General features: G+C 68.1%; 11 protein-coding genes. 9 read left to right on the forward strand and 2 right to left on the reverse strand.

Annotated elements, in window-relative coordinates:
• Positions 1 to 7: 7 nt before the first annotated feature.
• The 6 genes from brxD (at position 8) to PWG71_RS19315 (ending at position 9,404) form a co-directional block, all read left to right on the forward strand.
• The gene (brxD, locus tag PWG71_RS19290; RefSeq protein ID WP_274811274.1) at positions 8 to 1,330 is read left to right on the forward strand and encodes a BREX system ATP-binding protein BrxD; all 1,323 of its coding nucleotides are present in this window, start codon (positions 8 to 10) and stop codon (positions 1,328 to 1,330) included.
• The gene (locus PWG71_RS19295; protein ID WP_274811275.1) at positions 1,331 to 3,466 is read left to right on the forward strand and encodes a DEAD/DEAH box helicase; all 2,136 of its coding nucleotides are present in this window, start codon (positions 1,331 to 1,333) and stop codon (positions 3,464 to 3,466) included. It abuts the gene before it with no gap.
• A gap of 604 nt (positions 3,467 to 4,070) precedes the next feature.
• Positions 4,071 to 4,394 (forward strand): hypothetical protein, encoded by a 324-nt coding sequence (locus PWG71_RS19300; RefSeq protein ID WP_274811277.1) that lies wholly within the window; start codon positions 4,071 to 4,073, stop codon positions 4,392 to 4,394.
• A gap of 32 nt (positions 4,395 to 4,426) precedes the next feature.
• A complete protein-coding gene (locus tag PWG71_RS19305) occupies positions 4,427 to 6,967 on the forward strand; it encodes a TPR repeat region-containing protein (protein WP_274811279.1) in 2,541 nt (846 codons plus the stop codon).
• A gap of 44 nt (positions 6,968 to 7,011) precedes the next feature.
• Positions 7,012 to 8,331: an outer membrane protein assembly factor BamB family protein gene (locus PWG71_RS19310; protein ID WP_274811280.1), complete on the forward strand. Its 1,320-nt coding sequence runs from the start codon at positions 7,012 to 7,014 to the stop codon at positions 8,329 to 8,331.
• A gap of 677 nt (positions 8,332 to 9,008) precedes the next feature.
• The gene (locus tag PWG71_RS19315) at positions 9,009 to 9,404 is read left to right on the forward strand and encodes a hypothetical protein (RefSeq protein ID WP_274811281.1); all 396 of its coding nucleotides are present in this window, start codon (positions 9,009 to 9,011) and stop codon (positions 9,402 to 9,404) included.
• Positions 9,405 to 9,425: 21 nt separating this feature from the next.
• Here PWG71_RS19315 and PWG71_RS19320 read toward each other — a convergent pair whose 3' ends face one another.
• A complete protein-coding gene (locus PWG71_RS19320; RefSeq protein WP_274811283.1) occupies positions 9,426 to 10,106 on the reverse strand; it encodes an SWIM zinc finger family protein in 681 nt (226 codons plus the stop codon).
• Positions 10,107 to 10,141: 35 nt separating this feature from the next.
• Here PWG71_RS19320 and PWG71_RS19325 point away from each other — a divergent pair, with 35 nt between their 5' ends.
• Positions 10,142 to 10,309 carry a hypothetical protein gene (locus PWG71_RS19325; protein WP_274811285.1) on the forward strand — a complete coding sequence of 56 codons (168 nt, stop codon included), beginning with the start codon at positions 10,142 to 10,144 and terminating at the stop codon, positions 10,307 to 10,309.
• Positions 10,310 to 10,329: 20 nt separating this feature from the next.
• On the opposite strand, the gene PWG71_RS19330 is transcribed toward PWG71_RS19325, so the two are convergent.
• On the reverse strand, positions 10,330 to 10,584 hold the full coding sequence (locus PWG71_RS19330; RefSeq protein WP_274811286.1) for a hypothetical protein: 255 nt from the start codon (positions 10,582 to 10,584) through the stop codon (positions 10,330 to 10,332).
• Between the two features lie 212 nt (positions 10,585 to 10,796).
• Here PWG71_RS19330 and PWG71_RS19335 point away from each other — a divergent pair, with 212 nt between their 5' ends.
• Together PWG71_RS19335 and PWG71_RS19340 are read left to right on the forward strand one after the other, a co-directional pair.
• A complete protein-coding gene (locus PWG71_RS19335; protein WP_274811288.1) occupies positions 10,797 to 11,633 on the forward strand; it encodes a hypothetical protein in 837 nt (278 codons plus the stop codon).
• A gap of 100 nt (positions 11,634 to 11,733) precedes the next feature.
• Positions 11,734 to 12,090 carry a cupin domain-containing protein gene (locus tag PWG71_RS19340; RefSeq protein WP_274811290.1) on the forward strand — a complete coding sequence of 119 codons (357 nt, stop codon included), beginning with the start codon at positions 11,734 to 11,736 and terminating at the stop codon, positions 12,088 to 12,090.
• The last annotated feature ends 18 nt before the right edge of the window (positions 12,091 to 12,108 follow it).

The raw sequence follows: 12,108 nt of genomic DNA on the forward strand, positions 1-12,108 counted from the left end.
GGAGGGCGTGAACGACGCAGGATCATCCCGCCCCGTCCAGGTCAGTGCGGCCCGCCGCCGCGGCGTGATCGACGCGCTGCGGCGCGGCGCCGTGCCCGAGAGCGGACTGGACCTCCTCGCGACCGGCCTGGGCCGGTTCGAGCAGGCCCTGGACGAGGAACTGGACGCGGTGGCCTCCGGGGAGGCCCGGTTCAAGGCCGTACGCGGCGAGTACGGGTCTGGCAAGACCTTCTTCACCCGCTGGCTCGGAGAACGCGCCAAGCGGCGCAACTTCGCGGTCTGTGAGATCCAGGTCTCGGAGACCGAGACGCCTCTCCACAGGCTGGAGACCGTCTACCGCCGGCTGACCGAGCGGCTGACCACCTCCAGCTTCCCGCCCAGCGCGCTGCGACCGGTCGTGGACGCCTGGTTCTACGCGCTGGAGGAAGACGCCCTGGCCGACGGGGCCACCGAGGAGGAACTGCCCGCAGCGGTGGAGCGCCTCCTCACCGCCCGGCTGGCCGAGGTGTCCCGGCACGCCCCGTCGTTCGCGACCGCGCTGCGCGGCTACCGCGCCGCGCTCGCCGAGGGCGACGAGGCCACCGCCGCCGCGGTGCTGGCCTGGCTCGGCGGCCAGCCCCACGTGGCCGCCTCCGCCCGGCGCGCCGCCGGAGTGCGCGGCGACCTCGACCACTTCGGGGCCCTGGGCTCCCTCCAGGGGCTGCTGACCGTCCTGCGCGACAGTGGCCACCCCGGCCTGCTGGTGGTCCTGGACGAGGTGGAGACCCTCCAGCGCGTGCGCTCCGACGCCCGCGACAAGGCCCTCAACGCCCTCCGCCAGCTCATCGACGAGGTGTACTCGGGGCGCTTCCCCGGGCTGTACCTGGTGATCACCGGCACCCCCGCCTTCTACGACGGGCAGCAGGGCGTGCAGCGGCTCGCCCCGCTCGCGCAGCGCCTGGCCACCGACTTCACCACCGACCCGCGCTTCGACAGCCCGCGCGCCCCGCAGATCCGCCTGCCCGGCTTCACCACCGACTCGCTGATGAGTCTCGGCATCACCATCCGCGACCTGTACGCCGAAGGCTCCCAGGACCCCGACCGGGTCAAACGGGTGGCCGACGACGCCTACGTGGCCGACCTGGCGCGGGCCGTGGGCGGAGCGCTCGGGGGGAAGGTCGGGGTGGCGCCCCGGCTGTTCCTCAAGAAGCTGGTGGGCGACGTGCTGGACCGCGTCGACCAGTTCGAGGACTTCGATCCCAGGGAGCACTACCGGCTGACCGTGCGGGACACCGAGCTCACCGAGACCGAGCGCAACCTCACCGCCGACGACGTCGAGCTGGACCTGTAGGTGGGCGCCGACCCGGTGGACCGGCTCGACCCGGTCGTGCTGCACCACATCGTCAACACGCTGGGCTGGCCGGACCTGCGGCCCCTGCAGCGAGCCGCGATCGACCCGCTGATGGACGGCGAGGACGCGATCCTGCTGGCGCCCACCGCGGGCGGCAAGACCGAGGCCGCGTGCTTCCCGCTGCTCTCGGCGATGCGGGCGGGCGACTGGGACGGTCTGTCCGTGCTCTACCTGTGTCCGCTCAAGGCGCTGCTCAACAACCTCCTCACCCGCGTCGACGGCTACGCGAACTGGTTGGGGTTCCGCGCCGGCCTCTGGCACGGGGACACCCGTCAGTCCCAGCGGCGGCGCATGCGCACGGACCCGCCCCAGATCCTGCTCACCACCCCCGAATCCCTGGAGTCGATGCTCCTGGGGACGACCACCGACCACGAGGTGTTCCTGGGCGGGGTCCGGGCCGTGGTCGTGGACGAGGTGCACGCCTTCGCCGGGGACGACCGGGGCTGGCACCTGCTGGCCGTCCTGGAACGACTGGAACGGCTGACCGGACACCGCATCCAGCGGGTCGGCCTGTCGGCGACGGTCGGCAACCCCGAAGACCTGCTCACCTGGTTGCAGGGTGCCTCCTCGGCGGAACGGCCGGGACGGGTGGTCGCTCCGGGGGTCGACCTTCCGGGTGGGGCGGGCGCCGGCGCACCGCCCCCGGGAGAGGTCGAACTGGACTACGTCGGGTCCGTCGCCAACGCGGCCAAGGTGATCGCGGCCCTGCACCGGGGCGAGAAACGCCTGGTGTTCTGCGACTCCCGCCGCCAGGTCGAGGAACTGGGGGCGGCCCTGCGCGCCCGGGACGTGCAGGTGTTCCTGTCCCACGCCTCCCTGTCGGTCGACGAGCGCACCCGCTCGGAACAGGCGTTCGCCGAGGCCCGGGACTGCGTCATCGTCTCCACCTCCACGCTGGAACTGGGAATCGACGTCGGAGACCTGGACCGGGTCATCCAGATCGACGCACCCGACACGGTCGCCTCCTTCCTCCAGCGCATCGGGCGTACCGGGCGACGGCAGGGGAGCGCCCGCAACTGCCTCTTCCTGGCCACGGACGAGCAGGCGCTGCTGCACGCCGCCGGCCTGCTGCTGCTGTGGAGCCGGGGCTGGGTGGAGCCGGTCGACGCGCCGCCCGAGCCGCGCCACCTGGTGGCACAGCAACTGCTCGCGCTGGTGCTCCAGAAACACCGGGTCGGAGATCGCCTGTGGCCGCAGGAATGGAACGGCCTGGCCCCGTTCGACCGCTCGGCCGCACCGATCCTGCGGAACATGGTCGAGCAGGGGTTCCTGGACTCCGACGAGGGGATGCTGTTCGTCGGCCCGGAGGCCGAGCGGCGCTTCGGAAAGCGGCACTTCATCGAGCTGACGGCCTCCTTCACCGCGCCGCCCCAGTTCACCGTGCTCTCAGGCCGTCAGGAGATCGGATCGGCCGACACCTCCGTGCTGACGGAGGAACGCGAGGGGCCCCGGCTGCTGCTGCTCGGAGGGAGGAGCTGGCGGGTCACCCACATCGACTGGACCAGGCGCCGGGCCTTCGTCGAACCCGCCGACGGCGGTGGAGTGGCCAAGTGGACCTCGGGGGCGGTCTCCGGGCTGTCCTTCGCCCTCACCCGCGCCATGCGAGACGTCATGCTGGGAACCGACCCACCGGTGCCCTTCACCGCGCGGGCTCGGACCGCCCTGTCGGAGCTGCGGGACGAGCAGGCGCCGTCGTCCGTCCACCCCGGCGGAACCCTGATCACCCGGGAGGGCGACGGCGTGCGCTGGTGGACCTGGGCGGGCTACCGGGCCAACGCCACCCTGACCGCGACCCTGTCCTCGGTCACCGACCCGGTGCAGCGGCCCACGGACCTCTCGGTGCGGCTGCGGGAGGACGTCACCGCCGAGATGTGGGCGAAGGCCCGGGAAGTGGTGCGTTCGGACGGGCCGCTGGTGCTCCCGGACGTGGACCCGCGTGCGGCGCGGGGCCTGAAGTTCGCGGCCGTGCTGCCCGACCGCTTGGCCGTGGCGACGGTGGCCGCGCGTCTGGCGGACTTCGACGGCGCGCGCCGGGTGCTGGACGAACCGGTGCGGATCCAGATGCCTCCTTCATAGAGTTCGAAAAGCGAGATTCGCAATCCGGGCCCCCGCCCGGAACAGGGACATCACAGGCGAAGAGCCGAATCAGAAGAAGAGATCAACCCTCTGGCGGATCGAGGGGAGAACCGCCATGTGGAGTATCCGCGTCGGAGACCATCGCATCCGCAAGTAGATGAACGACGGCGTGCTCGTCGTCCTCACCCCCGACGTCGCCTTCTGGGATGGGTTATGCGACGATCTGTAATCCTGGCCTCTGAAGGATGACGCACGCATAGGACAGAGTTCGCCGGTGACCTTTCACCATCCAAGGCCAGGCCATAGATCGCTGTTCCGAGTGTCGTGGCGGATCAGTCGAATCACGCCGGCACTGTGGGAGAGTCCCGTCGAAGTCAAGTGGATGGCCGGATGAGGACATGGTGTGCGGGATCCTGCATGTGCACCCATCCTCGAAATGCTTGTGGCCGTAGGTGTGAGTAGAGTTGTGCCTGTGTGAGGACACCTCAATCATGGTTCTCGCATCTCTGCGTTTTCGGGTCCGCCGGGGAAATGGTGAGACGTGCTGTTCCCTGGGCGGTGGCGTTGCGGGCCTGGCGGGCTGAGTCACTGAAAGGAATATGAAATGAGTTCGGATGGGGTCGGGGCCAACTGGGCGGCTATGGGCAAAGCCGAGCAGGCGGAGGCGCTCGCTGAAGCGATGGTCGGCCTCGAGGAGACATTTGAACTTCTCATCGGTGAAATCGCCCCGGCAGCAGGTCCCGTGGAAGCCGACTATCACAAGTTCAAGGAGAACCTTCAGCCAGAAATCCGTAAAGTGCAGTGGAATGGCCTGGCATTGGCCGACGATATCCAGGCGGGAGCTTCGGAAATTGCTCGGAACGACTACGAGTCCAGTGAAGAATATCGCGGAGCCTGGGGGGAGATCCCCAAGGTGAACTTCTTCTGACCCCAAGTCCCGTCGCGAATCGGAGGTTCACCATGGCCGGTAATATCTCTGTGCTCTACAATGCTGTCACCACGACGGCGGTTACTGTTTCTAGCACGAACGGGCTCTTCAGTAGCAAGTCTTTCTGTCTCTCGCTCAATTCCGATCCAGACGTCAAGCCCCTGGCGCTTGATTCCCTTGTGGAAGACCTCGAAACTTTCGAGGCCAGGATTCTTGGTCGAGCGCACGACCTTGAAGGGGACTTCGACACCGCCGCGAAGGAGTTCACCGAGATCATCAAGTGGGACATCTCCTCATTGGGTGCCGAGGATCTGGCGACCTGGATGGACGTTTCGGCCAGTATTCGTTTTTGTTCCGCTATCACCCGACAATGGTCGGACTACGTGAAGGAGTACAAGGAAGAGCGCCTGCGGATCATCAACCAGTGGAATGAGGAGGCGCCGGGGCTCGCTGAGGGCCTCGATGAGAATCCCCCCTTCATCTCCCCCATCTGGGTCAAGTCTCCGGCTGAACAGGCGGAGGAAGCCCTTGCGGGACTGAAGGGCCGGCTTGAAGGGGAGGAAGCGAAGGCATACCGGACTTTCGAGTCCCGGGCCGAGGAGGTCGGACAGGATCTGCGTGACGGGCCGACTCCGGAGACCATAGAACGTCTCATGAACGGAGGGTACATCACCTGGTCGTACTTCAACCTGGGTGGCGATGTGGAGTCCCTCCCGATCGACCTGGACCCCGAAGAGGCTGCGAGGAAATTCGAAGACTACGTCAACGATCCCGACGGTTACGACGGGGACGTATCCGAACTGCTCGCCCTGATCAACAACATCAGTATAGCGGCGATGGACCGACAGGGAAACGGTGGGACTCTGAAGGGAGAAGAACTCGATTTCCTTCGGGACTTCTACGGTTCCCTGGAAGAGGCTGGTGGCCCGGACTCGACTCCTCCCGGAATCTTGAACTTCGTGGACATCATATCGGCGAACCAGGATATCGATCCCGGCATGGCCGAAGAGCTGCTCGGAGCCCTGGGAAACGGACTTCTTGTCATCTCCGACGAGAGCCTCATCGGAGGTTACGAGAACCTTCCCGAAAGTATCAGAAATACAGTGGAGGGGCCTGGCGTCGATACGGACGCGATCAGCCCCTACTGGTACACCAACGCCTCGAATCTCGCGTTGATGATGGGGCACACCATTCCGGGCATCCAGGGTGGTGAGCAGTTCTCCGTTAACCTGGCGCAGACGGTCGGTCACGTACTGGACATCACCGGGCCGAGCAATCCCCCATCGATGGGGTCCACGTACTTCGAGAGACTTGTGGAGGTCGCCTCGCGCAATGAGGACGCCATGCACGCGATTCTCACCGGCCAAGGACAGTACGAGCACCCGGACCACGGCCTTGACCCGGAGATGACCCTGCGCGGTATCTACACCTATGACTGGGGGGACGAGGGCGAGAGCGCGGGCAGGCTGACCGACTGGATCGCCGAGCAGGCTCACGGAGACGATGCCGAGGCGGAGCGGGCGGGCGAGGCGATGGCCGCTCTCATGCAGCTGTTCGGAGACCCTGCCTTCAGCGACGCCCTCGCCGGGACGGGTTACTCCGTGGCCGGCGAGGTCGTGGGTCCTGACGGCAGCGTTGTCGAGACCGAATGGGCAAACGCCTCCGCAGGTCACGTGAATCCACAGTTGGCCTGGGCATGGTCCGAGCTCTTCAGTGCCTACATCGACGACTTCGGTTCGGGCTACGGGACTCCCAGCGGGACGGAAGGTATTCCGGAGGACCAACGCGAATCTCAGTGGACCAGGAGCGACGGTTTGCAGCTCACCCCCGGCGACCGTGAGGACTTCGTTCGCCTCATCATGGGCGATGAAGACGCCGCTTCTCGGATCTACGCCGAAACCCTGGCGTTCGAGGAGGAGAAGCTCTACGAGTTCTTCGCGAACCAGGACCATATCGATGATGCGCCGGCGGAAACAGCGGGTACCCTTCGCGGCCTGGTCGACTCAGCGCTTTTCGAGGAAGCCGAGATCAGATTCGACAAGAGTTCTGAGGACGCCAACTACAGGAACAAGGTCACCGGCTACGCCGCGGACATCGTCGGTGCCGCACTGGCGGAGGCCCCCTACAGGGGAAGCGGTCTCGTGGCCGAGGTCGTCAAGATCGGCATCAAGGAGGGTTTCGACGCGAGCTCTTATCCCGCCGAACTCCAGGTCGATGACGCCTGGAAGGGGGAGTGGGAGATCAACGAGACCTTCAAGATCGCGGCTATGCGGGAACTGGCCGCGCAGGATCCGGACCTGCTCGAAAGGCTCAGGTATCTCGAGGGGACCAATGGATCCCCTGTGGTGGACACGGACGCGGGGTCTCATATTCCTCCTCGAGCCAGTGACTGGGATCTGGAAGGTGACGAGTCCAGGACCGTGATCAGGCAAGCATGGCGAGAAATCGAGTCGGATCTGTGGGGTGCCACCGGGTACGACCTCGACTATGCGCTGGAAGAGTACGTGAAAGCCTACAACACTGAGCGTGGAAGAATGGACGAGAACTATGATGCCTCCGGTTCGGAAGACTGATGCGTGAACGCTTTTTTTCGTCCCTGCTCGTGGAAACGTGGTCCGTGACGACCAGTAGGACCGTTACGGTCATCGCCGTGGCCTTCGCCACCGTGGTGAGCGGATGTTCGTCCATGCCCGGAGGTGAACCAGGGGAAGCCCGTTCGGGTTCGGAGGGGCTTCACGAGGTCGCCGAGCATCCTCTGGAGGAGCGTGCCGTTCCGGGCAGCATCTCCGAGTCGGCATGGACGTGGGAAGGCCCCCGGGCAGTGGGGGTGGAGGAGGTCCTCCCCGTTCCCACAGGTGCCGTCCTGCGCCTGACCGATGGCGTGGTGGCCCTGGACCCGGTGACGGGCGAAGAAGTGTGGACGTTTCGTCTTCCGGGCGCGGAGGCCGACGCCGCGACCTCCCCTGACGGGGCCGCCGTAGCGGTGATCGCACAGGGGACCCTGGTGCTGTTGAACTCGTCCACGGGCGAGGAACTGGACACCAGGGAGTACGACACGGACGGCGGCAGTGGATTGGAGTTGTCAGGTGTGGGATTGGTGGCCGACACCGGCATGGTCGCGGCCACCGAGGACCCCGGTTCTGGCCTGGAAGTGCGCCTGCGTCCTTGGGCCGAGCAGGACGAGGGGTGGACGGCGGGCCCCCTCCTGTGTGCGGACGGTTCGGCGGGTACCGGCATCGAGGACGGATTCCTCACCCCGACGGGTGTGGTCGTGGTCTTCGGTTGTTCCGGCGGCACCTCGGCCATGGTGAGCCTGGACGCCTCTTCAGGGCAGGAGCAGTGGCGTCTGGTTCCGGGGGAGGACTACAGCAGCGAGTTCAGCGAGAACGAGGGCCCGGAGAGGGAGACCTTCGCCGTGGTGGGACAGATCGCGGTTTTGCAGAACCTGGCCCGTCAGCGAGGCACCGTTGTGATCGACACCCGAACCGGTCAGGTGCTGACGGACTCCTTGCCGAACGAGACGGGAGCCGACACCGTGCGGGTGCTCTCCGACGGCTATGTGGTCAGGCGCACCGAGGACACCGATGGGAAGACACGGGCCTGGTACGAACTGCGGGACTTCTCCGGCGAGGTGCTGAAGACGGTGCCGATCGACAATGCCAGGCTCGACGCGCTGCTGCCGTTGGAGGAGACGCTTGTTCACCTGGAGTGGGGCGAACGCGGGGCCGCGCCGGAACTGGTGGTCTTCCCGTGGGAAGAAGGGGAACCCTCGGAGAGGATCGCTTCACCGGTGCACGTGGAAACAGCGGCCCTCATCAGTGTCTGGCGTGCGGAGGAGGCCACCGGCCCGGCGGCCTTCCAGGCCGTTCCCGGCGCGGTATTGCTCTTGGAGTACACCCCCGGCGGTTTCTACGACCGTGTGGCCGGGTTCGTCTGAGCCGGCGTTCCGTCGGGCCGCCGGGTGGTGGCCGGATACGGCGCAGGGATGCCGTGCCGGTGGGGGTTCTGGGATCATCGGGGCGACCGAGGAGCGGATCCCCTACAGCGACGGCGACCCGGACCGGATCGGCCCCTACCGGCTGGAGGGGGCTGGGCGGCGGGAACGCCGGCGGCAGGTGGCAGGAACAGGAAGGGGCCACCGAGGTCCTTCCCAGGGGAGGGGCGCTGCGGCCGACGGCGGTCGTGACGGAGGCCGAGGGCGAGTCGGACCGGATTCCTGGGTCTGGAACGGACCCGGAACCGGACGGTCGGACCGCCAGGAGGGCGGTGGGCCTGGCCAGGGCCGATCTTCTCGGGATTCTGGCCATCGTTCTGCCGGCCGCCTTGAGTCTTTCCATCCCCGGCGCACCGGCTTGAGCGATCGTGGCGAACCTGGTGGTGGGCCTCATCGGGGCACCGCTGCGCTTCCTGGGAGGGCCGTGGGCCGCCGTGCTGATCGCCGTCATGTTCGGTCTGGTCAGCGCCGGGGCGCGGTGACCGCCGTACGTGCGCGGCGGTCCGTCGCTTTCCGGACCTAAGACTCTGGAGCGGCTCGCGGGGCTCGGATACATTCGCGCCACCGTGCGGCCCCCCGGCCGCCGGTTCACGGCAGTGCACCGACGCGACGGAGGAAGCGTGTACGGAAAGACCGCTGTCGAGTGGGAGCAGTTGGTCGACGCGACCGTGCACTTGCTGGAGGAGCGTGCGCGGGCGGGTGCGGTCGTGACCTACACCGAGGTGAACCGCGCGCTCGTGGTGCGTACCGGACAGCGCCCCTTCGATTTCTCCCAGCCGGACGATCGGGCCGCTGTGGGCCGCCTGCTCGGGGAGGCGGTGGAGCGCACCCTTGACGAAGTCGGTGCCATGATCTCGGCGATCACCCTCTACCAGGGCGGGAACGACCCCGGCCCCGGCTTCTACGCCTTGGCGGCGGAGAAGGGGCTGCTGACCCCCAAGGCCTCCCCGGCCCAGAGGCTGAACTTCTGGACCGGGCAGGTGAACAGGGTCTACGCCCACTACCGGTTCCTCTGAGGCCGGTCGCGGCGGGCGGGGTCAGAATCCGCCGGATCCGCGGAGGTGTTCCAGAGCGGCGACGACCTCGCCGTCGGGGTCTTCGACCATGTCCTCGGCTTCGTCGGTGAGGGAGTGCAGCAGGTCGGTCAGCTCCATCGCCTCCTCGACGCGCCCGGACGAGGCCAGGAGGTCGACGGCGTCGGCCGCGCCGCGCACGGCGCGGGCGTACTCGGCGGCCTGCTCCCAGGGGACCGTGTCGGTGAGGCGCAGGGCCCCGTCGAAGAGGACGCGCAGGGCGTCGAGGTCTGCGGCGGAGGCGGCGGCCCGCATCTGGAGGTCCAGGGCGAGTGCGGGGGAGCGGTCGGTCTCGGCCAGGAGGGCAGAGAGGAGCTCCTCCCGGTCCAGGGAGCGCAGGTAGTCCTCGGGGTCGGGTACGGCGGGCGCCGTGGACCCGTGCTCCTGCTCGTACAGGTGCACCAGGGCCACCGCGACGACGTGCTTGCAGCAGTTGCCCTCCTGCGCCCACGGGCAGGTGCAGTCCCAGGAGAACCGCCGTCCGGTGCGCAGTTCCACGCGGTAGCGGCGGGTGCCCGACACGGTGGCCCGTACGCTGTCGCCCTGGTGGAGGAGGCCGGACACCCGGTCCAGGTAGTCGATGCCGCGGTCGAAGGACGTGTGTCCGGCCATGTCACGGAGGGATTCACGGGTGAGGGAGGTCATGGCTCCATGACACCACGGTGGGTGCGGTTCCCGGGATGGATATCGAAACGGTCGACGGCGCTTCGCAGGCTGCCCCTGTGAACGATGCGGGGAGGGACACGGGCACCTGGGACACCGGCCCGGTCGGTAATGACACGGCAGCGGGCTTCTGCGGTGGCCTCGACGACGCGGCCACCGAGGAAGGCGCGGGCATGTTGTTCTGAGTTCGGCGCCGAGGTCGCGGTCAGGCGTGGCGGGAGCGGCCGGTGGGGGTGCGGTGGAGCAGGGCCGGGGAGCGCGTGCTCCTGCGGGTGGCGGTTCTGCGGGTGTGTTCGGGGCGTCCTCGGCCCCTGGGGAACCGGGCGCACCAGCCCGAACACGAGCACCCGGGCCGAGTGCAGCGGCCCGGGACGGTGCGGCGCTCCGGGGCCGCCATCAGCACCAGCTCGCACACCACCGCGTTGAGCGGGGCGGGCAGGCGGGTCGGGCTCGTGCGCATGCGCTCCCTCAGCTCCTCGGCTCCGGAGGGGTTCCGGTGGTCCGTCTCCGGGCGAACCTACCCCTGGGCCCGGAATCGGGGAAAGGGGTTTTCCCGCGCTCGCGGCACATAGGGACGAAGCGGGGACCGGGGCGCCGACCTGTCGGAGGAATGGGGTAAAACTGTGCGAAGTTCGCATATCCCCTGATGGACAAGTGAAGACGGGATCCCCCATGCCCCTGACCCCGCGTGCGGCGCTGTGCGCGGCGTTGGTCGCCGCGTCGACCCTCACCGCCTGTGCCCCCGCCGAGAACCTGCTGAACGATGTCGTCCGCGACGTCACCGGCGTCCCGATCACCTATGACGAGATCGACCGCGACGACCCGTTCGGCGGTACCGAGGCCGAGGGGTACGACGAGGAGTTCGTCGTGCCCGAGGCGGCCGGGATCGGGGAGTACCCCGCCGACCGGGTCCAAGAGGCCTACGACGTCACCGGCGCGTTCCTGGACGCCGTCTACCTGGATCGGACCTCCGTCTTCGAGGGCGACGACATGCGCTTCCGGTCCCTGCTCACCGGACAGGCCCGGGACTGGTACCAGGAGAACGCCGGACACGATGACCCCGCCCTCGACACCCGCTCCCTGCTCTTCCACCTGACGCCCGGCACCGCCGAACCCATCGGTGACGTGGTCAAGGTGAAGGGCCGGATGTGGGCCGAGACGGCCCAGGACGAGACCGGGTGGGACTACCTGGCGGTGCGCACCGAGTACACGATCGTGCACCCGGTCGCCCGACCGGGGGAGAAGGTGTCGGTGCGGCTGGTCACCTCGCACTACGGCGAGGTGTCCTTCTACGACCTCGGTGACGGCCGCTGGGAGGCCTGGCCGAACTGGTGGCGCTCGGCGGGCCCGGCCCACTGCCTGTGGGACGAGTACACCTTCACGCCCGCCTACCCCGACGAGATGCCCGAGGGCGAACGCCCCAAGGGGTGGATCGAGGGGGATCCCTACGACCTGGAGGCCGCCCGCGACATGGACGAGCAGGAGTGCGGCGCCATCGGCGCCACCTGACCCAGGCTCCGACGAGGGCCCGTCCGGCGACGGGCGGGCCTTCCCGCTTTCCGAGGCCGGTGTGGAACCCTGGAGGCATACGAGCGGGCGGAGGAACGACATGGTCGGGGACGGTTCACCGGTGACCCTCATCGCCACCGGGATCGATCGGTTGCGCGAGCGCAATCCCTTCAAGGAGGGGCGCGTCGCGCCCGAGCGGCTGTTCGCCGGCGAGGACGTGCGGATCATGCACCTCGCCTTGGACGCCGAGTTGACCGAGCACCGAGCCCCCTCGCCGATCGTCGTGCAGGTCATCGAGGGAACGGTGCGTTTCGCGGTGGAGGGGGAGGAGTACGGGTTGGGTGCGGGCGGCATGATCCACGTCGCAGCCGGCGTCCCGCACGCCGTCTCCCCCGTCGACGGCCCCGCGCGGATCCTCATCCACCTGCTCGACCCCGCGCGACGTCCCCGGGAGTGAGCGCTTCGGGATCGGCGG

Origin of the sequence: Nocardiopsis sp. N85, from assembly GCF_028882275.1 — a bacterium.
Lineage (GTDB): Bacteria > Actinomycetota > Actinomycetes > Streptosporangiales > Streptosporangiaceae > Nocardiopsis > Nocardiopsis lambiniae.